General features: G+C 65.3%; 28 protein-coding genes and 2 pseudogenes. 13 read left to right on the top strand and 17 right to left on the bottom strand.

Annotated elements, in window-relative coordinates; translation table 11 throughout:
* Positions 1 to 215: 215 nt before the first annotated feature.
* From mhuD to ON44_RS02780, 4 genes are all read left to right on the top strand, one after another.
* Positions 216 to 530, top strand: coding sequence for a mycobilin-forming heme oxygenase MhuD (gene mhuD, locus ON44_RS02795; RefSeq protein ID WP_040686177.1), 315 nt, complete (start codon positions 216 to 218; stop codon positions 528 to 530).
* Positions 531 to 779: 249 nt separating this feature from the next.
* The gene (locus ON44_RS02790; protein WP_040686176.1) at positions 780 to 974 is read left to right on the top strand and encodes a CbtB domain-containing protein; all 195 of its coding nucleotides are present in this window, start codon (positions 780 to 782) and stop codon (positions 972 to 974) included.
* Positions 965 to 1789, top strand: a complete 825-nt coding sequence (locus ON44_RS02785) for a CbtA family protein (RefSeq protein WP_051181408.1) — start codon at positions 965 to 967, stop codon at positions 1787 to 1789. Before ON44_RS02790 ends, ON44_RS02785 begins: the two co-directional genes overlap by 10 nt.
* Positions 1790 to 1825: 36 nt before the next feature.
* Positions 1826 to 2341 carry a hypothetical protein gene (locus ON44_RS02780; protein ID WP_051181406.1) on the top strand — a complete coding sequence of 172 codons (516 nt, stop codon included), beginning with the start codon at positions 1826 to 1828 and terminating at the stop codon, positions 2339 to 2341.
* Here ON44_RS02780 and ON44_RS02775 read toward each other — a convergent pair.
* A complete protein-coding gene (locus ON44_RS02775; RefSeq protein WP_051181404.1) occupies positions 2298 to 2990 on the bottom strand; it encodes a response regulator transcription factor in 693 nt (230 codons plus the stop codon). The genes ON44_RS02780 and ON44_RS02775 overlap by 44 nt on opposite strands.
* The gene (locus tag ON44_RS02770) at positions 2987 to 4291 is read right to left on the bottom strand and encodes a sensor histidine kinase (protein WP_040686174.1); all 1305 of its coding nucleotides are present in this window, start codon (positions 4289 to 4291) and stop codon (positions 2987 to 2989) included. The genes ON44_RS02775 and ON44_RS02770 overlap by 4 nt, the downstream gene beginning before the upstream one ends.
* Before the next feature lie 282 nt (positions 4292 to 4573).
* Here ON44_RS02770 and ON44_RS02765 point away from each other — a divergent pair, with 282 nt between their 5' ends.
* Together ON44_RS02765 and ON44_RS02760 are read left to right on the top strand one after the other, a co-directional pair.
* Positions 4574 to 5476 (top strand): ABC transporter ATP-binding protein, encoded by a 903-nt coding sequence (locus ON44_RS02765; RefSeq protein WP_040686173.1) that lies wholly within the window; start codon positions 4574 to 4576, stop codon positions 5474 to 5476.
* 20 nt (positions 5477 to 5496) lie between these two features.
* Positions 5497 to 6333 (top strand): ABC transporter permease, encoded by an 837-nt coding sequence (locus tag ON44_RS02760; RefSeq protein WP_245566987.1) that lies wholly within the window; start codon positions 5497 to 5499, stop codon positions 6331 to 6333.
* Positions 6334 to 6389: 56 nt separating this feature from the next.
* Here the strand turns inward: ON44_RS02760 and ON44_RS02755 are convergent, their stop codons facing one another.
* A complete protein-coding gene (locus ON44_RS02755; protein ID WP_245566986.1) occupies positions 6390 to 6995 on the bottom strand; it encodes a TetR/AcrR family transcriptional regulator in 606 nt (201 codons plus the stop codon).
* Between the two features lie 101 nt (positions 6996 to 7096).
* Here ON44_RS02755 and ON44_RS02750 point away from each other — a divergent pair, with 101 nt between their 5' ends.
* The 6 genes from ON44_RS02750 to ON44_RS02725 all read left to right on the top strand — a co-directional run bounded on the left by ON44_RS02750 (position 7097) and on the right by ON44_RS02725 (position 10480).
* Positions 7097 to 7780, top strand: coding sequence for an FMN-dependent NADH-azoreductase (locus ON44_RS02750; RefSeq protein ID WP_040686172.1), 684 nt, complete (start codon positions 7097 to 7099; stop codon positions 7778 to 7780).
* Positions 7780 to 8100 carry a DMT family transporter gene (locus ON44_RS02745; RefSeq protein ID WP_040686171.1) on the top strand — a complete coding sequence of 107 codons (321 nt, stop codon included), beginning with the start codon at positions 7780 to 7782 and terminating at the stop codon, positions 8098 to 8100. Before ON44_RS02750 ends, ON44_RS02745 begins: the two co-directional genes overlap by 1 nt.
* A 26-nt stretch (positions 8101 to 8126) precedes the next feature.
* Positions 8127 to 8579: an SRPBCC family protein gene (locus tag ON44_RS02740; RefSeq protein WP_040686170.1), complete on the top strand. Its 453-nt coding sequence runs from the start codon at positions 8127 to 8129 to the stop codon at positions 8577 to 8579.
* A 112-nt stretch (positions 8580 to 8691) separates the two neighbouring features.
* Positions 8692 to 9132: an OsmC family peroxiredoxin gene (locus tag ON44_RS02735; RefSeq protein WP_040686169.1), complete on the top strand. Its 441-nt coding sequence runs from the start codon at positions 8692 to 8694 to the stop codon at positions 9130 to 9132.
* 131 nt (positions 9133 to 9263) lie between these two features.
* Positions 9264 to 9551, top strand: a complete 288-nt coding sequence (locus ON44_RS02730) for an SHOCT domain-containing protein (RefSeq protein ID WP_040686168.1) — start codon at positions 9264 to 9266, stop codon at positions 9549 to 9551.
* Positions 9548 to 10480 carry an LLM class flavin-dependent oxidoreductase gene (locus ON44_RS02725; protein WP_245566985.1) on the top strand — a complete coding sequence of 311 codons (933 nt, stop codon included), beginning with the start codon at positions 9548 to 9550 and terminating at the stop codon, positions 10478 to 10480. The genes ON44_RS02730 and ON44_RS02725 overlap by 4 nt, the downstream gene beginning before the upstream one ends.
* A 254-nt stretch (positions 10481 to 10734) precedes the next feature.
* Here ON44_RS02725 and ON44_RS02720 read toward each other — a convergent pair whose 3' ends face one another.
* The 3 genes from ON44_RS02720 to ON44_RS02710 form a co-directional block, all read right to left on the bottom strand.
* Entirely contained in the window at positions 10735 to 11382 is a 648-nt protein-coding gene (locus ON44_RS02720) for a vWA domain-containing protein (RefSeq protein WP_174414969.1), read from the bottom strand.
* A gap of 126 nt (positions 11383 to 11508) precedes the next feature.
* Positions 11509 to 14070, bottom strand: a complete 2562-nt coding sequence (locus ON44_RS02715; RefSeq protein ID WP_040686167.1) for an ATP-dependent Clp protease ATP-binding subunit — start codon at positions 14068 to 14070, stop codon at positions 11509 to 11511.
* 248 nt (positions 14071 to 14318) lie between these two features.
* A complete protein-coding gene (locus ON44_RS02710) occupies positions 14319 to 15257 on the bottom strand; it encodes an esterase/lipase family protein (RefSeq protein WP_040686166.1) in 939 nt (312 codons plus the stop codon).
* A gap of 154 nt (positions 15258 to 15411) precedes the next feature.
* On the opposite strand from ON44_RS02710, the gene ON44_RS49880 reads away from it, so the two are divergent.
* Positions 15412 to 15666, top strand: a complete 255-nt coding sequence (locus ON44_RS49880; RefSeq protein ID WP_157187037.1) for a hypothetical protein — start codon at positions 15412 to 15414, stop codon at positions 15664 to 15666.
* Between the two features lie 294 nt (positions 15667 to 15960).
* Here the strand turns inward: ON44_RS49880 and ON44_RS02700 are convergent, their stop codons facing one another.
* From ON44_RS02700 to ON44_RS02655, 11 genes and pseudogenes are all read right to left on the bottom strand, one after another.
* A complete protein-coding gene (locus tag ON44_RS02700) occupies positions 15961 to 16629 on the bottom strand; it encodes an anthrone oxygenase family protein (protein WP_083897621.1) in 669 nt (222 codons plus the stop codon).
* A 136-nt stretch (positions 16630 to 16765) separates the two neighbouring features.
* Positions 16766 to 17326, bottom strand: coding sequence for an FHA domain-containing protein (locus ON44_RS02695; protein ID WP_083897622.1), 561 nt, complete (start codon positions 17324 to 17326; stop codon positions 16766 to 16768).
* 251 nt (positions 17327 to 17577) lie between these two features.
* On the bottom strand, positions 17578 to 17937 hold the full coding sequence (locus ON44_RS02690) for a histone-like nucleoid-structuring protein Lsr2 (protein WP_040686163.1): 360 nt from the start codon (positions 17935 to 17937) through the stop codon (positions 17578 to 17580).
* Between the two features lie 115 nt (positions 17938 to 18052).
* The gene (lysS, locus tag ON44_RS02685) at positions 18053 to 19519 is read right to left on the bottom strand and encodes a lysine--tRNA ligase (protein ID WP_040686192.1); all 1467 of its coding nucleotides are present in this window, start codon (positions 19517 to 19519) and stop codon (positions 18053 to 18055) included.
* Between the two features lie 309 nt (positions 19520 to 19828).
* Complete coding sequence (locus ON44_RS02680) at positions 19829 to 20251, bottom strand: rhodanese-like domain-containing protein (RefSeq protein WP_040686191.1); 423 nt, start codon at positions 20249 to 20251, stop codon at positions 19829 to 19831.
* 8 nt (positions 20252 to 20259) lie between these two features.
* Positions 20260 to 20388: pseudogene (locus ON44_RS53700) on the bottom strand (cysteine dioxygenase); the annotation flags it as partial.
* 171 nt (positions 20389 to 20559) lie between these two features.
* A pseudogene (locus tag ON44_RS53695) lies at positions 20560 to 21000 on the bottom strand (cupin domain-containing protein); the annotation flags it as partial.
* A 179-nt stretch (positions 21001 to 21179) separates the two neighbouring features.
* Complete coding sequence (locus tag ON44_RS02670; RefSeq protein ID WP_040686162.1) at positions 21180 to 21974, bottom strand: type III pantothenate kinase; 795 nt, start codon at positions 21972 to 21974, stop codon at positions 21180 to 21182.
* Complete coding sequence (panD, locus tag ON44_RS02665) at positions 21974 to 22393, bottom strand: aspartate 1-decarboxylase (protein WP_040686161.1); 420 nt, start codon at positions 22391 to 22393, stop codon at positions 21974 to 21976. The genes ON44_RS02670 and panD overlap by 1 nt, the downstream gene beginning before the upstream one ends.
* A 14-nt stretch (positions 22394 to 22407) precedes the next feature.
* Positions 22408 to 23400, bottom strand: a complete 993-nt coding sequence (gene panC, locus ON44_RS02660; RefSeq protein WP_051181400.1) for a pantoate--beta-alanine ligase — start codon at positions 23398 to 23400, stop codon at positions 22408 to 22410.
* Positions 23397 to 24341, bottom strand: coding sequence for a Rossmann-like and DUF2520 domain-containing protein (locus ON44_RS02655; RefSeq protein WP_051181399.1), 945 nt, complete (start codon positions 24339 to 24341; stop codon positions 23397 to 23399). Before ON44_RS02655 ends, panC begins: the two co-directional genes overlap by 4 nt.
* Positions 24342 to 24408 lie beyond the last annotated feature (67 nt).

Raw genomic sequence — 24408 nt, 5'->3', positions numbered from 1 at the left:
CGACGGATGATCGAGTCCTACGCGTGCGGCGCATGCGCTTCGACGACTCGGCTGAGTCGATGGCCGCGCCTTCGGCGCGGACGCGAGACGGGCCGCGAACGGTCGCTCGTAAGACTCGCTCCGTAGTCGGAGAGTCTCGTGGTCAACTCGTCTCCGATGGTCTACCCCGCATGCGCTGCGGGGTAGACCATGCGCGCGGACGTATCGTCGGAGCCATGGCTGTTGTGAAGATCAATGCGATCGAGGTTCCGGAGGGCGCGGGCCCCGAGTTGGAGAAGCGATTCGCCCATCGCGCGCACGCGGTCGAGGGCTCGCCGGGCTTCCTCGGCTTCCAGTTGCTGCGGCCGGTGGCCGGGGAGAACCGGTACTTCGTTGTCACCCAGTGGGATTCGGAGGAATCGTTCGCGGCGTGGCGGGACGGACCCGCACGCGAGGCGCACGCCGGCGAGCGGCAGAAGCCGGTTTCGACGGGTGCCTCACTGCTGGAATTCGAGGTCGTACTGGACGTCGCGGCCAAGTCCGCTTCCTGAAACCGCTGGACAGACGCGGGCGCGCGACTCGCCCATCCCGGCCTGGGCAAGTCGCGCGCTGTGTTGACGCCGAGTACAACCGGATGTCACAGTTCGAAGGACAAACGCGAGGGTGACGCGGTAATTCGGTGAAATTCCGAAGCGGTCGCGCCACTGTGTTCTTGCACCGAGTCCTTGGTGCCGGAAAGCCAGACACCGGCACCTTCGCACCGAACAACTCACGGGACGCGCATCCCTAGGAGGACTCGAATGGCTATCGCGCATTCACCGAGTCGGGCAACTGATTCACTCGGCACACTGCTCATCGCAGTGGGCGTCGTTCTTCTCGCATTGCTCACGCTGTACCTGGTCGGCTTCGACCAGGGCGTCATCTCGCGCAGCGGGATGTACCTGCATGAGCTCATGCATGACGGACGTCACCTGCTCGGTGTGCCGTGCCACTGAGTACACCCACCCCGCCGACTCCGTCGGCTGCCGTCCCCCTGGGCGGATCGCTCAAGACCCTGCTGCTCCGTGGCCTGCTGGCCGGCCTCATCGCCGGTCTGCTGGCCGCGACAGTGGGCTACTTCGTCGGCGAACCCAAGATCGACGCCGCCATCTCCATCGAAGAGGCCAATACCGCAAAGGCCACCGAGCACGCCCAGGAACCAGCCGGGCATACGCACGGTGACGAGGAAGAACCGCTGGTCAGTCGGTCCGGGCAGAAGTTCGGGCAGTTCCTTGCGCTCGGACTCGCCGGGCTCGCGCTCGGGGCGATCTTCGCTTCGGTCGCGCATTTCGCACGCCGGTACACCGCCTTGTCGGGGCCGAAGCTCGCGCTCGGATTGGCATTGGCCGGTTGGACCGCGATCGTGGCGGTGCCGTTCTTCAAGTACCCGGCCAATCCGCCCGCTGTGGGTGAACCGGACACCATCAACCAGCGCACCCTGCTGTGGTTGGCGGCGGTGCTACTCGGGCTGGCTGCCGTCGGTATCGGGCTGTACGTCTACAAACTGCTTGCCGCGCAACTCGGTACGGTACGGCTGATCGCCGGGGTCGCGGCATTCGTGCTGATCGTCGTACTCGGGTACATCCTGTTGCCCGGTGTGAACGAGGTGAAGGACGACTTCCCGGCCGTACTGCTGTGGCAGTTCCGTGCGACATCGCTCGGCGAGACGGCCACTCTGTGGGCCTGTCTCGGCCTCGGTTTCGCGGCGCTCACCGAATTCGCCACGCGCGATAGCACTCCGGTACGAGAAACAGCCGCTACCGCAGGCTGATCCGGAGTTCGGACCACGAAAGGCAGTGTCGGTTGTATGACCGGCACTGCCTTTTCCGTACGGCCACGAACCGACCCGCCACGCTCGGTTTCCGTCGCATTCACCGCACTCGTCATCGCGCTGCTTTGCGGTGTCGGCGAGGCCATCACCTACACCGCCGTGCAATTGGACCGCCCGAATGCCGATATCGGCTCGCTCGCAACAGGTCTGGTTATTCGCGGCGGCATCTACCTGGTGGTTCTCGGCGTTGCGGTCCAGATGGCGCGCGGTGCCCGCTGGGCCAGGATGGTGCTCACCGTCGGCATCGGCGTAATCGGCCTGGCCTCGCTGATCATCGAACCACTGGCAGCCATGTTGTCCGCCAAGCAAATCGGCGACCTGTTCGACAACCTCACCGCATCCGCGGTGATCACCGGCACCTTCCGCACCGGACACATCCTGGCCGTGTTGGTTGCCATCCCCGCCATGTACCACCCGACCGCCCGCCGCTACTTCGCGAGCGACAGCGTTATTGCCAGCCGGGGCGGACCAGGCCGGATTCGTAGGCCATGACCACGAGTTGGGTGCGGTCTCGCGCGTCCAGCTTCATGAGGATGCGGCTGACATGAGTGCGGGCGGTGGCGGGGCTCATGAATAGGCGTTCGCCGATTTCGGCATTGGTGAGGCCCTCGGCTACCAGGGTCATGACCTCGCGCTCGCGGTCGGTGAGTTCGGTGAAGGCGGCGGGTGGGGGTTGTTTGGCGCGGGCGGAGAATTCGGCGATGAGGCGGCGGGTGACGCCGGGTGAGAGCAGCGCGTCACCCGCGGCGACGACTCGGATGGCGCGGACGAGGTCGGCGGGTTCGGTGTGTTTGACCAGGAACCCCGTCGCGCCCGCGCGCATTGCTTCGAAGACGTATTCGTCGAGTTCGAAGGTGGTCAGCACGACCACCTTCACCTCGGCGAGTTTCGGATCCTCGGCGATCATTCTGGTGGCGGCAAGGCCGTCCAGGACCGGCATTCTGATATCCATCAGGACCACGTCGGGGGTCAGGCTGCGGGTCATGCGGACGGCCTGTTCGCCATTATCGGCCTCGCCCACCACCTCGATCCCGTCCTGCGCGTCGAGCAGCGCGACGAAACCGCCGCGCACCAAGGCTTGATCGTCGGCAACCAATACTCGGACGGGCCCACCCGCGTCCCTCGAATTGCCGCCGTTCATCGCGCCTCCTCCTGAGCCACCACCTGGGACGGTAGCCGGGCCACCACGCGGAATCCGCCACTGGGCCGCGGCCCCGCGATGAGCTGACCGCCGAGGGCGTGTGCGCGTTCGCGCATGCCGAGAATGCCGTTGCCGCCACTCGGTCCGGACTTCGATTGTGTGCCGGTGGCGCGAGCGTTGTCGATGGTGATCTCGACCGAATCGGCGGCATAGCGGATGGTCACCGCGGCCGGTGCGCCGGGCGCGTGGCGGACCACATTGGTCAGCGATTCCTGGATGATGCGGGCCGCCGCCACATCGACGACGCTGGGCAGTTTGTGTGCGGTGCCGATGATGCGGGTGTCGACCGTGAGACCGGCGGCGCGGGTGCGCTGCAGCAGTGCGTCCAGGTCCTCGATGCTCGGGGCCGGGCTCCGCGGTGCGGGCGGCCGGGCCTCGACGCTGTGGGCAACCGGATTATCTTGGGCCCGTTCGGATTCGCGGCGCGCGGGCGCGGATTCCGGCTCGACATCCGATTCATCCACTTCGGCCGCGCCGGGTGTCGGGCTGCCGCTGCGGATGGCGTGCAGCAGCGTATGCACCTCGGCCAACGCATCCTTACTCGCCGTTTTGATCGCCGCGAGCGCCGATTCGGCCTGTTCCGGCTTCTTGTCGAAAAGCTCCAGCGCGACCGAGGACTGCACATTGATCAGCGAAAGGCTATGTGCCAGTACATCGTGCAGCTCACGGGCAATGGCAAGCCGTTCCTCGCTGGCCCGTCGTTCACGCTGCGCCTCCTCATCGCGGCGCGCCGCCTCGGCCCGCTGCCTGCGCGCTACCAGCACCGCCTGGCGCTGACGGATCCCCTCCGCGATCGCGACCAGCACACCCAGCCAGGCGATCATGCCGAATGCCAGCCACGGGTCGGCCGGATGTCCGACCAGCGCGGGCAGCGGCCAGAGCAGCGCGAGATAGCCGATCGGCGCGAGCGGATATGTCCACCAGCGCGATCCGACGATCGCGGCGCTGATGAATGCGATCACCAGGGAGACGAAGATCGGGCCGTAGCCGTAGCCGCCCAGCAGGTACACCGCGCAGGACGCGATCGTCACGAGCAGCGCGGGCAGCGGGTAGGAACGGCGTAGCAATAACGCCACCGGTCCGATGAGCAACAGCACATAGCCGAATGCGTCGAGCGAGTGCACTCCGGTCTGGCGCAGGTTGGCATTGCGTCCCCCGACGACCTGGATCGCCGCGACGACGAGCGCGAGCACCCAGTCCTGCACGACCGGGCCACGTTTCGATTCCCCTGGCGCTGTCACACTTGCAGCCTATTAGCCCGGACGCGCCAAGACGTCCGCCGCGCTACGTATGCTCCCCAGCCTCCCCGGATATTTCGCCGGCCGTTGGTGCCCCAACGGTCGCGTCGCGGGCCATCGGTCGAGGTGACAGCCACGTTTTGGGCATTCCCGACAAGTTACCCGTGTGCCTGCGAAATCAGTCGTCGCATCCGCTGTCACCGTGCTTCGTAGGCCGCCGTACGTACGTCGAGCATCGCCGCGCGACGGATGTGTCACCCCTGGTCGGGGGCGGATTCTCGGTGCATGACAGATTCCATCGTGGTCACCGCAGGGCTGACCAAACGCTACGGCACCCACGCCGCCGTCGACCGCGTGCATATAAATGTCGCGCCCGGCGAGATCTACGGCTTCCTCGGTCCGAACGGCGCGGGCAAGACGACCACGCTGCGAATGCTGGTCGGTTTGATCCGCCCCACCGAGGGCACCGCCACCGTGCTCGGCCATACCCCGGGCGATCCCGCCGTGGTCCGCCGCATCGGCGTCCTCATCGAGGGCCCCGGCTTCTACCCCTACCTCACCGGCCGCGACAACCTGCGGGTACTCGCGAAATACCGCTGCCTCGAGCGTGCCGATGTGGAGGACGCACTCGACCGCGTCGGCCTCGCCAATCGCGCCGACGACAAATTCCGCACCTACTCCCTCGGCATGAAGCAGCGCCTCGGCGTCGGCGCGGCTCTGCTCGGCCGTCCCGATCTGCTGATCCTGGATGAGCCGACCAATGGCCTCGACCCGCAGGGCATGGCCGAAATGCGGGAGCTCATCACAACTCTCGCCGGTGACGGTCATACCGTGCTGCTGTCCAGCCACATGCTCAGCGAGGTGCAGGAGATCTGTGATCGCGTCGGTGTGATCTCCGGCGGGCAACTGCTCACCGAATCCACGGTCGCCGAATTGCGCGGCGCCTCTTCGCTTTTGCTGCGGGCCGAACCGCTCGAGGTGGCATTTCCCGCAGTGCGCCGGGTGGTCGGCGAGCGCTCGGCCATGTTGACCGCGGGCGGTATTCGGATCGAGGCCGGTGCGGACAGCGCGCCGGTGGTCGCGCGTGCGGTCGTCGAATCCGGCGCGGATCTGCTGGAACTGCGGACCGATGAAAAGTCCCTGGAAGACGTGTTCTTCGAAATGACCCAATTGGCGCCTGCGAAATGAACGGGACAATGAAAGACCTGATGGCGAGCACGAAAGCGGAAATGCTGCGACTGCGTAAGTGGCCCGCATTCTGGATTATTCTCGGCACCTGGATTCTGCTGAATCTGACCTTCGCCTACCTCTTCAACTACCTCGCCTACTCCTCCGGCGATATGAAGACGATGTCGAACGGCGTGCCCAAAGACGTGCTGCTGCATCAGATGTTGCCCGCCGCGGTGCCGGAGGTTTTCACCCAGGGCATGGCGATGTTCGGTGGCGCGCTGATGCTCATCCTCGGCGCATTGACCATCGGCAGTGGATATGGCTGGGGCACTTGGAAAACCGTGCTCACCCAAGGTCCGTCGCGGACCAATGCCATCGGCGGAGCGCTGATCAGCCTGGCGATCACGGTTATCGGGCTGGTGTGCGTCGCATTCGTGGCGGATATCGGGGTCGCCTCGATTATCGCGATGACCCGATCACAATCGCTCGCATTGCCCGGACTGGGACAGGCGGTGATCGGAATCATCACCGGCACAGCGATTCTCGGCATGTGGACGCTGGCGGGCGCACTGATCGGGGCGATCGCACGCGGTCCCGCACTGGCCGTCGGACTCGGGCTGGTGTGGGTGCTGGTTGTGGAGAATCTGCTGCGCGGTGTCGCGGCGATCTTCAGCCCGATCAAGGTGCTCACCGATCATTTGCCCGGTACGGCAGCGGGTTCGATGGCCGGTGCGATGCGGACCGTCGAGGGGCCGTCGACACCGGGTGTGCTCGACATCCTGTCGCGGACTCAGTCGCTCATCGCGCTGGTGGTGTATGTGGCGCTCTTCGCGGTGGGCACGATGTGGCTGGTGCAGCGGCGCGATATGGCCTGATTCCTGAGGCACCGAAAACCGTTGGCGGACAGCAGTTCGTCAGCGGTTCGATGCATTCAGGGCTCGGACAGCACGGAATGGGCCAGTTCGGCCAGCACTGCCGCGATCTGCGCGGAACTGAGACCCCGTGCCCGCTGATGCCGGTAGACCTCGGCGGCCAGCGGCGCGAGCAGCGAATCGGCCATGGCGTCCGGTTCCGCGACGCCGGCGGCCACCAACAGCGACCGGACGTGCAGGAACCAGAAGCCGTACGCACCGGTGGCGAACCGCGTGCCGCCGGTCTCCGCGCCGAGCACCAAATCCGCGTGCCCGTCCAATAATTCGACCATGGCGGCGTAGAAGGCGGCGAGCCGTTCGGCGGGTGGTGCGCCGGGACCGAGCGGTGGTTCACCGCGCAACAGCTGCTCCTGCAGTGCGCGTTCATGTTCGTCGAGCAGTGCGACGGCGATCGAATTCTTATCCGGATAGCGGCGATACAACGTGCCGCGACCGACCCCCGCCGCCTTGGCGATGTCGTCCATCGTGACAGTGCGCGGATCCCGCGTTGCGAACAGTTCGGCGGCCGCGGCGAGCACTTTGGCTCGGTTGCGGGCCGCGTCCGCGCGCTCGGTCGGTACCGCGGGCTCCGAATACCCGCTGAGCAGGTCCATATCGCTGTTCACGGCCCCGACTGTACTCGACTTTCAAGTAAGTGGACAGAATGTCCAGTTATCGGTACCGTATCAACCGGACATAGTGTCCAGTTAAATTCGCGGGAGAGATCATGAGCACGTTGTTGCACCTCGACGCCAGCGCCCGGCGTCGTTCCATCAGTCGGGAACTGAGCGCGGCATTCGCCGAGGCGTGGCGCGCCGAGAATCCGGAGAGCCGCTACATCTATCGCGACCTGGCGGCCGAGCCAGTGCCCTTCATCGACGAGGCATGGACCGAACTATGCGACGCCGTCCTCGCCCAACCCGGCACCGATCTGAACCGCCTCGCCGAACTGGTCCGCACACCGGAACAGGCCGCCGCCTGGGTGATAGTGCAGCCGCTGCTGGCCGAGGTGCTGGCCGCCGATGTGATTCTGATCGGCACCCCGATGTACAACTACTCGATCCCGGCGGCACTCAAGGCCTGGCTCGATCAGGTGACCTTTCCGCGAATGTCTCTGGGCCACAGGCGATTCGTCGTCGTCTCGGCACGCGGCGGATCGTATGCACCCGGCGCTCCCAAGGCAGCCTTCGACTACCAAGAGCGCTACCTCCGCGACTTCTTCGCGGGCCATTTCGCCGTCACCGACACCGTCTTCGTCAATGCGGAACTCGCCAACTCGAGGCAGGACGCGGCACTTGCTCATCTGCGCGGCAAGCATGACGAGTCCTACTCGGCCGCAATGGAATCCGCGCGCAAGCTGGCCGGTCGCCAGCGACTGCTCGCGGATCGCTCGAAAGGATCGGAGGACTGATGAACTGGATCATTCTCGGCGTCGCCGGAGTGGTGGAGATCATCTGGTCGCAGAGCATCAAGCCGACCGAGAACTTCACGCGCCTCGTCCCGACCGTCATCTGCTTCGTACTCGGCGCGGTCGCGGTGTACCTGCTGTCGCGGGCCATGCAGACGCTGCCGGTCGGCACGGCCTATGCGGTCTTCACCGGAATCGGCGCGATCGGCGCGATCGGCCTCGGTGTCGTGGTCAACAAGGATCCGATGAGCGCCGGACGGCTGCTGGCGCTGTCGCTGATTCTCGGCGGCATCGTGCTGGCGCGCGTCACCAATCCGGAGTGACCAGATCCGGCGGTACAGTCCGAAGCATGATCGAACCAGTGCGGGTACCCGATCTGTCGTCGCGACCCTTTGGGCTCGAAGTCGAGCGCACGATGACGGCGTCGCCACCGGCGCTGTACCGGGCCTGGACCGAGCGGTTCGACCACTGGTTCGCGACCCCCGGCTCGGTCCTCATGCGACCGGCCGTGAACGAGCCGTTCTTCTTCGAGACCGAATATCAGGGCATGCGCAGCCCGCACCACGGACGGTTCCTGCGCCTGGTTCCGGATCAGATCGTCGAGCTGACCTGGGTGACCGGGGCGGGCGGCACCGAGGGCGCGGAGACCGTTGTGACGGTCGAGCTCGTACCGACCGACGCCGGCACCCGGCTTCGCCTGGCGCACGCGGGATTTGCCGATGAAGCCGCCCGCGACCGGCATTCGCAGGCCTGGCCGCTGGTGCTCGAACAGCTCGATCGGCGCACGGCCGAGCGCGCCTGACCGTCACCCGCTGCGGCACTCGATTCCGGCTGCCGCCTTCGCACGCGTCGCCGGGGCGGCGGGGGTAGGTTCGACTGCGAATTGTGATTCACACATCTTCGAAAGGACCGTGATGCCCACACGTACCGCGCGCACCGCTTGGACCGGTGGCCTCCAGGACGGCTCCGGCCAAGTCGAGCTGGCCAGTTCCGGTGTCGGCAAGTACGACGTCTCCTTCCCCAAGCGTGCCGCCGACGACGCCGACGGCACCACCAGCCCCGAGGAACTGATCGCCGCCGCGCACTCCTCCTGCTTCGCCATGGCCCTCTCGGCCCAGATCGGCAATGCCGGCGGCACGCCCGAGAGCCTGGACGTCACCGCCGATGTGACCCTCGGCCCGGATCCGGACGGCGGCTTCCGCATCAGCGCCATCAAACTCACCGTCCGTGGCCGGGTCTCCGGCCTGGACGCCGACGGCTTCGCCGCCGCGGCGGCCGCCGCCAAGGCGGGCTGCCCGGTCAGCAAGGCCCTCGCCGGGGTGGACAACATCACCCTCGACGCCGCCCTCGCCTGACTTCCCGGCTCCTCGCACCCCGTGTGCGAGGAGCCCAGTGGTTATGCGAGGCCGTATACGCGCACAGGCGTAGGGCGACTATCGTCGACAGGCCGATGTCCGGGTGGGGGCCTCGGGCGCAGGGTTGGGGCATGAACATTTTCACTCAACCCGAAGCCATGACCTTGTTGGCCGATCACTATGACGGCGGGTGGCATCCCTGGCCGTTCTTCTGGATCTTTCCGCTGCTGTTCTGGGTCACCTTCATCGTCATCGTCGTCTTCGCGCGGCGGCGGTTCTGGGGACACCAGAGCGGAATCGGCGCGCTGCGTACCGCATTCGCGCGCGGCGAGATCACCGAGGACCAATATCGGAGTCGGCTGGCGGTGCTGCGCGAACGCGGCGGCAAACCGCGCGGTGGCGAAACTCCCACCACTTGAGCCATTCGGCAAAGACCGTGCCCGCCGCATCGGCCCCATGGGCGGCGGGCACCGCGACGAATATCGCCGGCACACGTCCGCACACCGACCCAATCATCATTCGCATCACGGGAGACCACACCATGAGCATGACCTTCGGCATCGTCATCACACCGCGTTCCGGCGCCGAATGGGCCCGCGCGGCACAGAGCGCCGAGCAGCAGGGCTACCGGACGATCCTGCTTCCGGACACACTGAACACCCCTTCGCCCTTCCCGGCGCTCGCGGCCGCCGCGGCGGTGACCACCACGGTCCGGCTGCGCCCGAACGTATTGGCCGCTCCCCTGCGCAACCCCGCCGTCACGGTGCGGGAAACCGCTGCGCTGCAACTGCTTTCGGATGGACGATTCGAACTCGGCATCGGGTCGGGGCGTCCCGATGCGAACGCCGAGGCCGAACGACTCGGCATGCCTTGGGGTTCGCCGGCCCAGCGCCGCGAGCTACTCATCGCGACCGTGCATGCCGTTCGCGAACAGGTCGATCCGGCGCCGCCGATCGTCGTCGCCGCGAATGGACCTCGAATGCTCGCTGTCGCAGCAGGTTTCGCCGATCGAGTGCTACTGGCCGCCGGACCTGAGGCCACCGAGGCCGATCTCGCCGAAATGGTACGGGTGGTGCGGGACAACACCGATCGCGATGTGCGCTTCACCCATCAACTGGTCGGCATCGGTGACGAACTGCCGTTCTGGTTGAGCAAGCGGCTCGGACTCACCGCGGACGGACTGCGCGCCGCCGGCTCGGCGGGCGTGCTCGACGGCGATCCGGCCACCGTCACCGAGGTGCTCGAATACCGCAGGGAGAAGTACGGCATCGATGAACTGATCGTCCCCGGCGAATTGGCCCAAGCCTTCGTCCCAGCCCTCGCCCGGTTCACGAACCCCACTGCCTAACCGTCCCGCGGCGCGGATGCGCACATGAACCCGCCGCTACAACGCCGCGGTCGCAATCCTCGCGACCGCGGCCTCGCGCCGATGTGGCCCTCGATCAGCCCCGGAACTCTCGTGCCCGTCGGTGCGCACCTCGACAATCAGCGTGCCCGGTCGCTCGTAATCGCAACGGCAGCGAGTTCGGTGCGGCCCCATCCCTGGAGCGCGGTTCCGCCGCGCGACTCAGTGGCGGCAGGCACCACCACCGGCCTGCGAAACTACTGCCCGTCCGGATTCGCCGCCCGCCGTTCGGCATCGGTGAAACCATCCACAGCCTGTCCGGGCGCGGCCATACTGCGCCGCGCCGAATACGCCGCCGCCGAGGCGAATACTCCGGCCGCACCCGCCGGTGTCGCGCCGTAGGTGAGCGAGCGACGGGGATCGAAGCCCAGCTCGGAGCCGACCGCCACCGCATCCATATTCGCGCCGAGGAATACGAAGTCCCAGGAGTACACCTCCTGCTGCTGGGTGATCAACGCCCGCACCGCGGCATGCGTCCACTCCCGACTGGAATTCTCGTGCCCGTCGGTCAGCACCACGACGATCACCGTGCCCGGCCGCTCGCGCTCGGGACGGGCCGCGAGTTCGGTGCCGACATCGGTGACCAGCCGCCCTAACGCGTCGTACAGTGCGGTTCCACCGCGCGGCTGCAGGCTCAGCGGCGGCACCTCGGTGATCGGCCGATTCGCATAGACCAGTTCGTATTCGGTATCGAACTGAGCCAGCGTCACCAACGTCGACTTCGGCACCTTGCGCTGTTCTTCGATGTAGGCATCGAAGCCGCCCTCGGTATCGGTTTTGATCGCCTGCATGGAACCCGACCGATCCAGCAGAACCGCGATCAATGTCAGATCTGAATTTGTCACCTAGCACCCCCGTGATAGTTGTCCGAATGACCGCTCCCCACGGTACGCCGCTGCTCGAGCGTGCGAATTCCAGAAAAATGCCGCCCACCGGAAATCCGGTGGGCGGCATCTTCCACACGTTGCGACTTACTCGCCTGCGGCCTCGGCCGTGGTGGTGCCTTCGCCCGCACCCGTGAGCACGACCTCCGGCTTCTCCTCGGTCGCTGCCGCCTTGGTCAGCTTCGCCTTGCCGGTGAAGGTGAACTTGGCGTTCTCGCCGGAGCCCTCGCCGTCCCAGCCCTCGACGTCGACCACGATGGTCTGTCCCGGACCGATCTCGCCGAAGAGGATCTTCTCCGACAGCTGGTCCTCGATCTCACGCTGGATGGTCCGGCGCAGCGGCCGAGCGCCGAGCACCGGATCGAAGCCGCGCTTGGCAAGCAGTGCCTTGCCCTGCGGGGACAGTTCGATCTCCATGTCCTTGTTCTTCAGCTGCTTGGCGACGCGGCCGATCATCAGGTCCACCATCTGCACGATCTGATCCGTGGTGAGCTGGTGGAAGACGATCACATCGTCGATGCGGTTGAGGAACTCGGGCCGGAAGTGCTTCTTCAGCTCGTCGTTGACCTTGAGCTTCATCCGCTCGTAGTTCGAACCCTCGGCGTTGGACTGGGTGAAGCCCAGGCCGACCGCCTTGGAGATGTCCGAGGTACCCAGGTTCGAGGTGAAGATCAGCACGGTGTTCTTGAAGTCGACCGTACGTCCCTGGCCGTCGGTGAGACGACCGTCCTCGAGGACCTGCAACAGGGTGTTGTAGATCTCCTGATGTGCCTTTTCGATCTCGTCGAACAAAACGACCGAGAACGGCTTGCGGCGCACCTTCTCGGTGAGCTGGCCGCCCTCTTCGTAGCCCACGTACCCGGGCGGGGCACCGAAGAGCCGCGATGCGGTGAAGCGGTCGTGGAACTCGCCCATATCGATCTGGATGAGCGCGTCGTCGTCGCCGAACAGGAAGTTCGCCAGCGCCTTGGACAGCTCGGTCTTACCGACACCGGACGGACCGGCGAAGATGAACGAGCCCGAGGGACGCTTCGGATCCTTCAGACCGGCGCGGGTACGGCGGATCGCCTTCGACACGGCCTTGACCGCGTCCTCCTGACCGATGATCCGCTTGTGCAGCTCGTCCTCCATGCGGAGCAGACGGGTGGTCTCCTCCTCGGTGAGCTTGAACACCGGGATACCGGTCCAGTTGGCCAGCACCTCTGCGATCTGCTCGTCGTCGACCTCGGCCACGACATCCAGATCACCGGAGCGCCACTGCTTTTCGCGCTCGGCGCGCTTGGCGACCAGCTGCTTTTCCTTATCGCGCAGCCGCGCCGCCTTCTCGAAGTCCTGCGCGTCGATGGCGCTTTCCTTCTCCCGGCGCGCATCGGCGATCTTGTCGTCGAATTCGCGCAGGTCCGGCGGGGCGGTCATGCGACGGATGCGCATGCGCGCACCGGCCTCGTCGATCAGGTCGATCGCCTTGTCCGGCAGGAACCGGTCGTTGATGTAGCGGTCGGCCAGGGTAGCCGCGGCCACCAGCGCGCCGTCGGTGATGGACACCCGGTGGTGCGCCTCGTAGCGGTCGCGCAGACCCTTGAGGATATTGATGGTGTGCTCGACCGTCGGCTCGCCGACCTGGACCGGCTGGAAGCGGCGCTCGAGTGCGGCGTCCTTCTCGATGTACTTGCGGTACTCGTCGAGGGTGGTCGCACCGATGGTCTGCAGCTCACCGCGGGCCAGCTTCGGCTTCAGGATCGAAGCGGCGTCGATCGCGCCCTCGGCGGCACCCGCGCCGACGAGCGTGTGCAGCTCGTCGATGAACAGGATGATGTCGCCGCGGGTATTGATCTCCTTGAGCACCTTCTTCAGGCGCTCTTCGAAGTCACCGCGGTAGCGGCTGCCCGCGACCAGGGAACCCAGGTCGAGGGTGTAGAGCTGCTTGTCCTTCAGCGTCTCCGGCACCTCACCGTTGACGATGGCCTGCGCAAGGCCCTCGACCACGGCGGTCTTACCGACACCGGGCTCGCCGATCAGAACCGGGTTGTTCTTGGTGCGGCGGCTCAGCACCTGCATGACGCGCTCGATTTCCTTCGAGCGGCCGATGACCGGGTCGAGCTTGCCTTCGAGGGCGGCCTGGGTCAGGTTGCGACCGAACTGGTCCAGCACCAGCGAGGTGGACGGGGTCCCGGCCTCGCCGCGCGAACCGGATTCGACCGGTTCCTTGCCCTGGTATCCGGACAGCAGCTGGATGACCTGCTGGCGCACCCGGTTGAGATCGGCACCCAGCTTCACCAGCACCTGCGCCGCGACACCCTCACCTTCACGGATCAGGCCGAGCAGAATGTGCTCGGTGCCGATGTAGTTGTGGCCGAGCTGCAGCGCCTCGCGCAGGCTCAGTTCCAGCACCTTCTTGGCACGCGGGGTGAACGGGATGTGACCGGACGGGGCCTGCTGGCCCTGGCCGATGATCTCCTCCACCTGGCTGCGCACACCCTCCAGCGAAATTCCAAGGGATTCCAGCGACTTCGCCGCTACACCCTCGCCCTCGTGGATCAACCCAAGCAGGATGTGCTCGGTGCCGATGTAGTTGTGGTTGAGCATCCGGGCCTCTTCTTGGGCCAGGACAACGACGCGCCTCGCGCGGTCGGTGAACCTCTCGAACATCGCTCCCTCACTCTCCTGCTCCGACATTCTGGCGTCCGACGCTTCTGTGGCGTCAGCCTGCCATGAAGCCCGGGGGTTGCGGCCCCGGCCTCCACTCTAGTTGGCAGGGGATTACGCCGCCTCCAGTCCACCCTATTGGGGACCGGCGACAGCACGGTCATTCACTCATAACGTGCTAGTTGCGGGATACGTTTCCGCTCAGGTTTTGCCCTCAGCGAAATCGCCGGTCACCGTTCCCAGGCGTGGTGTTACCCGGTGAACGGCGGGACGAACTCACACGGCACCTCACGTGCATGCGCCGGATCGAGGGCGTTGAGCACGAAGCGGGCGGTGCGGGGACTGCCCGCGATTGCCAGATGTTCGGAGAAGTCGGTCGCGCAGCCGTCCTGGACGACGATACTCGTCGCGTTCGGCCCGGGCACGAAGCCCGAGTCGTAGGGGACGACGATCTCGTCGAGGCCGGCCATGATGTTGGTGTAGGTGATGCCGGGAACGTAGACGCCGTCGCTGTTGAGATCCCGCAGGAACGCCGAATCGCGCAACAGCTCGGTGCAGGCCTGGCACAGCGAACCCGCCGCCGCCTGGAAGTAGGGCCCGGCGCCGAGCCGGTCCGCGAATGCGGCCACATCCGCCCCGCCGCCGGCATTGGTACCGCGCCAGGCCGGTGCGATCGATACATATTTATCGATCTTGTCCGCACCGCCGAGCCGCTTGGCGTAGTAGTTCGGCATCAACGTGCCCTGCGAATGCCCGACCACATCCACCCTGCTCGCCCCGGTCGCCGCGAGCACCCGATCCACGAACGCACCGAACTGCACCGCACTCTGCTCGATCGGCAGCATCCCGCCCACCGCGGAGATCGGCCACGGCAGATCGTAGGCGCCGTAGGTCAGCGAGAAGACGCAGTAACCTTCGTTCGCGAGCAGCGGAGCGTACAACCCCCAATTCGTCTGCGCCCCACCACCCGTACCGTGCGCGAGCACCACCGGATTCGGATGCGCCGCACTGGGTCGACACCCCCAATCATTCGAACCCGGCAGCGAGCCACCATGATTCACCAGCTCATTCGGAATTCCGGCAAAGAAGTTGTAGTCGACCGGATATTCGGCCTGCGCACTACCACCCGCACCAATCCACAGCACGGCCAGCACGGCAACAACGAACGCGGACCCGGAAACACGCCGCATGGAGACCTCCAAAATCTGGAACGTGTTCCAGAACGTAGCGCAACTTATCGCCGCTATGGAGGTAGTTCAGCGAAGTCTCGGCACGAATTGTCGCCGCCCCCAGCCGCTGCGCCGCCCATACTTCGAGGCGCATGAGTCCGGTACCGTTTCGACCGTGACGTTGCGTGTGCCCTCCCCATGGGACCGGTCGGCTTTCCTCGAGCAGATGACCATGTTGGTGGGCAAGCAGATTCACCTGCTGCCACTGCCCGCGACCATGACGACGGGCCTGCCGTGCGGGCTGGCGCTCGCGGATCTCGATGCGCGCGTGCGGCTTCCACAGCGGGGTGGATGCTCACCAGTTCCATTCGCTCATCATTCGCCCGGCCGCGGGCATCAGTACCGTGCGGATCAAGGCGACGTCCGATAGCACCGCCGGTGCGAGGTCGAGGCCGATCAGTTCGGTCGAATGACGGCGGCACCGTTTTCGGCCCGCAGATCGGCCGTAAGGCAGTTTCAGCCGGTGCGGCGGCATTCCTGCCCACCCCGCCCACAGCAGCCACCAGGATGACGAAATTCGGCGTACTTATCCGCGAGAACGGCCGCTGCCCTATTGGATTCGGAGTTCGTACACCAAAACCGCTGTCGGCGGGTCGATCAGTGATCGACCCGCCGACAGCGGCAGAGAAAGCCAGCGGTATTACGGTCGGGGCGCGGGCCGACTCTAGGCCAGGGAATGCGCACCCGTCGACTGCGAACCAGACTGTCCGAATCCGTACTGCTGAGCCATGATCGGCGCGCGGTACGGCTGACCGGCGGTTTGCGGACCGACACTCGGCATCGGCCGAGACTGCGAAACCTGCTGCGTGCCAATCGCACCCGCGGCCTGCGTGCGGCCGTGTTGGATGCCCGCCACGAACAGCGCCCCGGTCAGCACCAAGAAGGCCAGTGTGTGCAGGATTGCGCGGAGGATATTCCAACGGACCCAAGCGGATTCGAAATCGGCGCGCACCTTTGCCAGGTCACCGATCTGGGCCGGGTCCCCTGCCGCCGCGAGTTGGTCGTTGAGTGGAACATTCAATCCGGAGGTGATCGCGAAGGCGATCACATTGAGTGCCAAGGCCACACCGAGCCAGATCAAGGTGGTGCGGTGTTCCTTGCCGAGGTGCAGCGCCGCCGCGAGAAAGGTGAAGCCGACGGTGCCGAGGAATCCGAGCATGAACCACGGGTTGATGATGACCACATTGATCTTCTGCATCACATCGATCATCGCGCGATCGTCGGTGCGGTTCAGCGCGGGCATCACCGATGTCGCATAAGCGTAGAAAACGCCCGCGATCAAGCCGGTTGCGAGGGTGGCCGCCACCAGCGCGGCGAGTCGTAGCGCGAACATGAATTTCTCCTACCTCGATACCCGGACCTGGTCCGATTTACTCGGTCCGGCGATGTTTCAAGTACACCGACAACCGTCGCGACCATCCATGGTTCAAGCGCTCGGCCACCTAAGCGAGAGTCCACGCTCGCTCGCGTCACAAGTCTCGGTCGGAGATCAACCCACTTTGCATGGCCAAACCGGCCAGTCGGACTCTTTTCTGATTCTGCGGCAGATTTTCCACACCGAACTTGGCGAACAGTGCCCGCAGATGTGTCTTGATCGCATCGACGCTGAGGAACAATTCCTCGGCGATCTGTTGATTCGAAGCCGGAGTCGCGAAACCCGCACCGTTCTTATATGGACGGCACAGTGCGACCAGCACCGCGCGCTGGGTATCGGTCAGTGAGCGCAGCGTGGGAATAGCGCCGGTCGAGGTCCGCGTCGCATCATCGACAACGCCACCGAAATCATGGAACGAGACCAGCGAGGTACCGACCCGGATCCGATCGCCCGCCATCAGCCGCCGCCGCCCGACGAGTCGCTCCCCGTTGACGAAGGTGCCGTTGCGGGACAGGCCGTCATCGACGATCGTCCAGTGCGCGCCGAGATATTCGACCGCCGCATGCAGCCGCGAAACCTCCGCGTCCCAGCGCAGCGCCAGATCGGCCTGCGGGGAACGCCCGATGGTAACGCGCTGCTGGTCCGGGGTGAGCATGAACTCCTGCTGCCGACCCGAGTCATCAGTGAATCGCAATAGCGATCCGACGAAACCAGTCACTGCGCCGATACCTCATCTCTCCATACCGCCAGTGACGCTCTTCGCACAGTTCCATGGTGCCGCGTCCTGGTACCGCGAGCAAGATCGAGTCGACTCCGAACCTTCCTCATATCGAAGGCCTATCACAAACGAGCCGCCGCCCGGGCGTCGCACGATTCGCCCGGGCGGCAGCCCAAATAAATAAGAACTCAGCCCTTCGCGGCCTTGTTGTACGCATCGGTGATGTCGGCCGAGATACGACCCCGCGCGGACACCTTGTGTCCATTCCGGCGCGCCCACTCGCGAATTGCAGCGCTTTGTTCACGATCGATCGAGACCCGGCTCTTTGCAGCTCCGGGAGCAGCGACCGCAGCCTTGACCCGCCGCCGACCACTCACCCGCCGAGCACTCGAAACCCACTCTTCCAAGCCGTCGCGCAGCTTCGCCGCATTTGCCGACGACAGGTCGATCTCGTACGACACACCGTCGATCGCAAACTCAATGGTCTCGTCCGCGATGGACTCACCATCGACATCGTCGATCAGGCTAACGGTGACCTTCTTTGCCATGAGATGAACGTCCTCTCGAAATCGTGCGACCCGCATACTAGGCCGATTACCCGAGGCAAGAATACCCCGAATTCGAAAAATTCCAAGACGAGGGCCGAACTATGCAATCCGATCGTCAGCGAGTGACTGGACGCACAATTGGGAACAGTATCGTTTCCCGGATTCCCAATCCCGTGAGTGCCATCAACAAGCGATCGATTCCCATACCCGTACCCGTTGTCGGAGGCATGCCGTGCTCCATCGCCGCGAGGAAGTCCTCGTCGAGTGCCATCGCCTCGTCATCACCTTGTGCGGCAAGCCGCGCTTGATCCACGAACCGCTCGCGCTGGATCACCGGATCGACCAACTCCGAATAGCCAGTTGCCAACTCGAAGCCGCGCACATAGAGGTCCCACTTCTCGGTAACTCCGGGCTTGCTGCGATGCTGTCTGGTCAGCGGTGATGTCTCGACGGGGAAGTCACGCACGAAAGTCGGGGCGTAGAGCTTGTCGCCGTACTGATGCTCCCACAGTTCTTCGACAAGTTTGCCGTGGCCATAGCCCTTGTCCTCGGGAATTTCGAGTCCGACCCGATCAGCGAGCGCAAATAATTCCTCGATCGAGGTTTCCGGAGTCACCGATACACCCAGTGCGTCCGACAGCGAGGGGTACATCTCGACCGTCGCCCACTCCCCGCGGAGATCGTATTCGGTGCCATCTGCAAGGGTTACCACCTGCGTGCCGAAGACCTCCTCGGCAACTTCCTGCACCAATTCTCGAATCATCCGTGCGGAGTCATCGTAGGTGCCGTATGCCTCATAGGTTTCCAACATTGCGAACTCTGGGGAATGCGTGGAGTCCGACCCCTCGTTCCGGAAGTTCCGGTTGATCTCGAAGACCTGTTCCAGGCCGCCCACCACGCAGCGCTTGAGGAACAGTTCGGGCGCAATTCGCAGGTAGAGATCGATATCGAGGGCGTTGGAATGGGTGACGAACGGTCGCGCCGCCGCACCGCCGTGCAGCGTCTGCAGCATCGGCGTCTCCACCTCGAGGAAGCCGCGGCGCTCGAGCGCATTGCGCAGCGCGCGCACCACCGCAACCCTGGTCCTGGCCATTTCCCTGGCCTCCGGGCGCACGATCAGATCGACATAGCGCTGCCGAACCCGCGACTCCTCGTTCATCTCCTTGTGCGCCACCGGCAGCGGCCGCAGGGCCTTGGCCGACATGGCCCAGGAATCGGCCATTACGCTCAATTCACCGGTCCGGGAGGAGATGACCTCACCGTGCACGAATACGAAGTCTCCGAGGTCTACATCGGCCTTCCAGGCCGCCAGTGCGTCGGCTCCGACACCGTTGAGGCTGATCATCGCCTGCAGTTTGGTGCCGTCGCCCTCCTGCAGCGTCGCGAAACACAGCTTGCCGGTATTACGCAGGAAAATGACGCGCCCGACGACACCGGCCTGCAGACCGGTCTGGGTGTCCGGCTCGAGCTCCGGATAGGCGGCCCGAATTTCGCCGAGAGTATGTGTGCGCGGCACCACCACCGGATAGGCATCACCACCATCGGCGATCAACCGCTCGCGCTTCTCGCGCCGAATCCGCATCTGCTCCGGAACATCGTCCGCGGCGGGCGCGGGACGGTTGGCTTGCCCCGCAGGAACCGAACCCGCGGAGCGACCGGATGAAGGCGTGTTCGGGTTGCTCACGTTCAACAACACTAGCGGGCACCGGAAATCGATTTGCGGGCCGCCCGGGCACGACCGGCCGCTAACGAATCAGCCGTGCCCGGAACGGTCCGTCATGCCCTGTTTCGCGCCCTTCCCCGGCCCGCCGAAAAGCGGGCGCGCTCCGGCAATCATGCGAAAGCCGGTGCGCGCCCGTATGTTTCGAGATGGAAGTGGTTCGGCCCGAATTTACAGTGTTGCCAGTGCCTCGACCTCGCGGGCGAAGTGCGGCGCCCGGACCCCGACACTGAGCAAACCGGCGGCCTTCAATGCCTGATAGCCGCCGATCACATCGGTGGCCCGATGCAGACCGAGTTCTTGCAGCGCGGCCGCGGCGAGACTGGAGGTAAAGCCCTCCGAGCAGACGACGATCCATTCCACATCGTGATCGGTGGCCAGTGCCAGCCGGGCCGAACTCGACGGATCCAAACGCCATTCCAGGACATTCCGTTCGATCACCAGCGCGCCCGGCAGTGCGCCCTCACGTGCACGCTGCGCCTGCGGCCGGATATCGACCAGAATCGCGCCCCGACCGAGCGCCTGCGGCGTTTCGAAGGCATAGATCCGATTCAGGCGGGCCCGCGCGTTCTCGAGCATCTGATCGATGGACAAACGGGTCATCACATATCACCTTCGGGCTGGTCGGTGAGGACGGTTCGGGAGCGCCGCAGGGTGCCGTGGCCGGTCACCTCGTAATAGGACATGGCGGTGAGCGGCGGTGAATAAGCGTGCACGCTGAGCGTCGGATCGAGCGGCCCGACGGATTCGACGGCAGTGCCGTTTCGAGCGACCTGCAAGCAGTCGCTAGCGGCGCCGTTTCGAGCGACCTGCAAGCAGTCGCTAGCGGCGCCGTTTCGAGCGACCTGCAAGCAGTCGCTAGCGGCGCCGTTTCGAGCGACCTGCAAGCAGTCGCTAGCGGCCGGCGCGCGCATCACATCGTGCACCCAGCCGATCGGGAACGAGGCTTGATCACCCGCGGTCAGGGTGCGTTGGCGCAGTTCGGTTCCGTTCCAGCGGAATTCCGAGAGCGCACCGCTGAGCACGGTCAATGCGCCGAGCGAACCGGCATGATCGTGCAATTCGGTGGATTTGCCGGGAGTCCAGCTGATCAGCCAGACATCGACCTCGTCGTCGGAAAGCAGCCGGGTGGCCCAGCGCTCATCGGCCGGCCAAATTCCATTGGCGGGCAACAGATGGTCATAGCGCCCCGCGAGTACGTCTTCGGCGCCCTCATCGGTCAGCCGGAGCAGATCGGCGGGACGCAGGCGCGTGGGTAATGCGGAGGAGACGGCACGATCCAGCGGCGGGGTAGCCGAAAGGGCGTTACGTGCGGAATCGAGGGAAAGAACAGAAGAACGCATCAGCGAATCTCCAGGAGTATGTCAACGGTCGAGGGACTTGGTCAGCCTCGATCGGTCGAGGCAGGTCAGCCTCGACAACACTCCTGGGTGCTCACGCGGGAATACACGGATGCGAGTGTAGCAGCGCCGAAACCGGCGGCAAAGCGCCTGGTCATCCGTGAGCACCCCGGGTGGGCATATCAACCACCCTTACGGCGCTGATTGCGCTCGTAGACCAGGCGCAATCCGGTCAATGTGAGATGCGGCTCGTGGTGGTCGATGGTCTCCGATTCGGGCACGATCAACGGTGCGGTAGCGCCGGTCGCGACCACCGCGACATCGTCACCGGCGAATGCATCGAATTCATCGCGAATCCGATCGATCAGACCGTCCACCAAACCGGCGAAGCCGAATATCGCGCCGGATTGGATGGCCTCGACGGTGTTCTTGCCGACCACCGAACGCGGCCGCGCCAACTCCACCCGGCGCAATGCGGCACGCTCGATGAGCGCCTCACTGGAGATCTCCACACCCGGTGCGAGCACACCGCCGAGAAACTCGCCCTTGGCCGATACCAGATCAACGGTGGTGGCGGTGCCGAAATCCACGACAATCGCGGCCGCGCCGAAACGATGATGTGCGGCAAGGGTGTTCACGATGCGGTCCGCGCCGATTTCCTTGGGATTGTCGACGAGCAGCGGAATACCGGTTCGCACACCAGGTTCCACCACCACATGCGGCACATGATCCCAATAGCGAGTGAGCATCGATCTGATCTCGCGCAGTACCGGCGGCACGGTGGACAACGCCGAAACTCCGACGATCTCCTCGACCTGATCACCGACCAATCCGCGCACCTGCATGGCGAATTCGTCCGCGGTCAGCAGCGGATTGGTATGCATCCGCCAGTGCCGCGCCAACTTCGCGTGACTACCACTGCCCGAGAACAATCCGAGCTCGATGCTCGTATTTCGGACATCGATGGTCAGCAGCATCAGACGGTTGTCAGTGAGCGCGGGGTGACCAGACCGGAACCCGCCGGGGCATGCGCCGGATCGGAACCGAGATCGGTCGCACGATTGTGCTCGTCGACGAAGACGACCTTCGGGGCGTATTCCTTCAGCTCCGCCTCGTCCATCATGCCGTAGGCGATCAGGATGACCAGATCACCGGGATGCACGAGATGGGCGGCGGCGCCATTGATCCCGATAACACCCGAACCGCGCTCACCGGCGATCACATAGGTCTCCAGGCGGGCGCCGTTATCGATATCGACAATGCAGACCTGCTCACCCTCGAGCAGATCGGCGGCGTCGAGCAGATCCTGGTCGACGGTCACCGAGCCGACATAGTGCAGATCGGCATGGGTCACCGTGGCACGGTGGATCTTCGACTTCATCATGGTGCGCAACATCGCTGTCGCCCTTCCTAGAAATTGGCCTGGGCAGGCTGGGAGTCGGTCGCGGCGGTGCGCGAATCGGGAAGTGTGGGGTGGCCGCCGCTAGCGACTGCTTGCAGGTCGCTCGAAACAACACTGCCCACAGGGGCGCCGAGTGCGACGGCGGTGTTGTCGATCAGGCGGGTCGGGCCGACCTTGGCGGCGACGAGCAGCCGCGCATTGCCGTTCGCGGGGGCGGGGCCGAGCGTGGACGACCGCAATTCGAGATAGTCGACATCGACACCGGGGGTCGCCCCGAGCACCGCGCGGGCGGCCGCCAGCACGGCATCGGCGCCGAGCCCGCCCGCATGCCGACCCGCGGCCAGCGCCGCCGACAGGGCCAGCGCCGATTCGCGCTGTGCCGCATCGAGATACCGATTGCGGGAGGACAGTGCGAGGCCGTCGGGTTCGCGAACCGTCGGCAGCGGCACGATCTTGACGTCCATATTCAGATCACGCACCATCTGCCGGATCAGCGTGAGCTGCTGATAGTCCTTCTCGCCGAAGAACGCCTCGGTCGGGCGCGCGATATTCAGCAGCTTCGCCACCACGGTCAGCATGCCCGCGAAATGCGTCGGGCGGCTGGCGCCTTCGAGCTCGGCGCCGATCGGGCCCGGATGCACGGTGGTGCGCGGCCCGTCCGGGTACATATCCGACGCGCTCGGCGCGAATACCAGCTCCACACCTTCGTTGCGCAGCAATTCGACGTCGGCGTCGAGGGTCCGCGGGTATTTGTCCAGATCCTCGTTCGCACCGAACTGCAGCGGATTCACGAAAATCGAGACGATGACCACCTGATTGGTCCGCTTGGCCCGGCGCACGATCTCGAGATGCCCCTCGTGCAGTGCGCCCATGGTCGGCACCAGGCCGACGGTACGTCCGACACCGCGCAGGGCCTTGGAGACCGCGGCGATCACGTCGGGATCGTGGTGCACGGTCAGCTCGCCGCGCCGGTATGTGCCACGCAATTTCGGATCCATCATCGGCCTCCCTCCAGCAGCTCGATCAGAGCCGGATTGGTCTTGGCGCGTTCGGCCGCGCGCAGCGACATGGCGCGATAGCCCGCGGCCAGACGGGTATCGACCGCTTCCAGGGCGGTCAGATGCGCGGCAACGGCATCCGCGTCGCCGCGCGCCACCGGGCCGGTCAGCGCCGACTGACCGCGGCGCAGGGCATTGTCGAGCGCTGCGGAGGCCAAGGGGGCGAGCAGGCGTTCGGCCAGACCGTTGGGTTGATCGTCGACGATCTGCTGACCGAGCAGCCCGGGGCCCGCCAGTGCGGCGCGCAGTGCGTCGACCGCGTCCAGGATGACCGTGACCAGGTGATTACTGCCGTGTGCGAGCGCGGCGTGATAGAGCTGGCGATTTTCCTCCTGCACCCGAACCGGCTCGCCACCCATTTCGATCACCAGCGATTGCGCGATGGCGAAGCCGATTTCGTCGGCGGCGGTAATGCCGAAGCAGGCATTGCCGAGACGAGCGACATCCTCATCGTGTCCGGTGAAGGTCATGGCCGGATGGATGGCCAGCGGCAATACGCCACGCTCGGCCAGCGGAGCAAGCACGCCGACGCCATTGGCGCCGGAGGTGTGCGCGACGATACTGCCGGCCCGGACCACACCCGCGGATGCGAGTCCGCGCACCAGCCCGGGTAGTTCGGCATCGGGTACGGCCAGCAGCAGCAGTTCGCTGCGTGCGGCCACCTCCTCGACCGGCAGGATCTCGGACTCGGGTAGTCGAGTGCGGGCCCGATGCACCGACGCATCGGAAATGGCGGCCACGCCGAACACCACATGTCCGGCGCGCTCGAGCGCCGCGCCGAGTGCGGAGCCGACGCGTCCCGCCGAGACGATTCCCACCGTCAAGCGTGCAGGCGCGGGGTCACCCGAAGCAGCGTTGTCAGGGTTGACGCTTCTCGAGGTCAACGTTGTCCTCTCGATGTCGTTCCAGTCCCGGACAGCCGGGTACCAGACGTTCCGCACCGAGAATATC

This window comes from Nocardia vinacea NBRC 16497, from assembly GCF_000308835.1.
Taxonomy (GTDB): domain Bacteria; phylum Actinomycetota; class Actinomycetes; order Mycobacteriales; family Mycobacteriaceae; genus Nocardia; species Nocardia vinacea.
This window is presented reverse-complemented; position numbering and strand designations above follow the sequence as displayed.

Excerpts from the sequence above, each read along its gene's own strand:
- ON44_RS02695 (WP_083897622.1), bottom strand. The coding sequence starts at position 17,326 with ATGCTCACCCCGGACCAGCAGCGCGTTACCATCGGGCGTTCCCCGCAG.
- ON44_RS02690 (WP_040686163.1), bottom strand. The coding sequence starts at position 17,937 with ATGGCAAAGAAGGTCACCGTTAGCCTGATCGACGATGTCGATGGTGAG.
- ON44_RS02750 (WP_040686172.1), top strand. The coding sequence starts at position 7,097 with ATGAGCACGTTGTTGCACCTCGACGCCAGCGCCCGGCGTCGTTCCATC.
- ON44_RS02760 (WP_245566987.1), top strand. The coding sequence starts at position 5,497 with ATGGCGAGCACGAAAGCGGAAATGCTGCGACTGCGTAAGTGGCCCGCA.
- ON44_RS02745 (WP_040686171.1), top strand. The coding sequence starts at position 7,780 with ATGAACTGGATCATTCTCGGCGTCGCCGGAGTGGTGGAGATCATCTGG.
- ON44_RS02740 (WP_040686170.1), top strand. The coding sequence starts at position 8,127 with ATGATCGAACCAGTGCGGGTACCCGATCTGTCGTCGCGACCCTTTGGG.
- ON44_RS02700 (WP_083897621.1), bottom strand. The coding sequence starts at position 16,629 with ATGTTCGCGCTACGACTCGCCGCGCTGGTGGCGGCCACCCTCGCAACC.
- panD (WP_040686161.1), bottom strand. The coding sequence starts at position 22,393 with ATGTTGCGCACCATGATGAAGTCGAAGATCCACCGTGCCACGGTGACC.
- ON44_RS02735 (WP_040686169.1), top strand. The coding sequence starts at position 8,692 with ATGCCCACACGTACCGCGCGCACCGCTTGGACCGGTGGCCTCCAGGAC.
- lysS (WP_040686192.1), bottom strand. The coding sequence starts at position 19,519 with ATGCGGATTCGGCGCGAGAAGCGCGAGCGGTTGATCGCCGATGGTGGT.
- ON44_RS02790 (WP_040686176.1), top strand. The coding sequence starts at position 780 with ATGGCTATCGCGCATTCACCGAGTCGGGCAACTGATTCACTCGGCACA.
- mhuD (WP_040686177.1), top strand. The coding sequence starts at position 216 with ATGGCTGTTGTGAAGATCAATGCGATCGAGGTTCCGGAGGGCGCGGGC.
- ON44_RS02670 (WP_040686162.1), bottom strand. The coding sequence starts at position 21,974 with ATGCTGCTGACCATCGATGTCCGAAATACGAGCATCGAGCTCGGATTG.
- ON44_RS02710 (WP_040686166.1), bottom strand. The coding sequence starts at position 15,257 with ATGCGGCGTGTTTCCGGGTCCGCGTTCGTTGTTGCCGTGCTGGCCGTG.
- panC (WP_051181400.1), bottom strand. The coding sequence starts at position 23,400 with ATGATGGATCCGAAATTGCGTGGCACATACCGGCGCGGCGAGCTGACC.
- ON44_RS02765 (WP_040686173.1), top strand. The coding sequence starts at position 4,574 with ATGACAGATTCCATCGTGGTCACCGCAGGGCTGACCAAACGCTACGGC.
- ON44_RS02715 (WP_040686167.1), bottom strand. The coding sequence starts at position 14,070 with ATGTTCGAGAGGTTCACCGACCGCGCGAGGCGCGTCGTTGTCCTGGCC.
- ON44_RS02775 (WP_051181404.1), bottom strand. The coding sequence starts at position 2,990 with ATGAACGGCGGCAATTCGAGGGACGCGGGTGGGCCCGTCCGAGTATTG.
- ON44_RS02780 (WP_051181406.1), top strand. The coding sequence starts at position 1,826 with ATGACCGGCACTGCCTTTTCCGTACGGCCACGAACCGACCCGCCACGC.
- ON44_RS02730 (WP_040686168.1), top strand. The coding sequence starts at position 9,264 with ATGAACATTTTCACTCAACCCGAAGCCATGACCTTGTTGGCCGATCAC.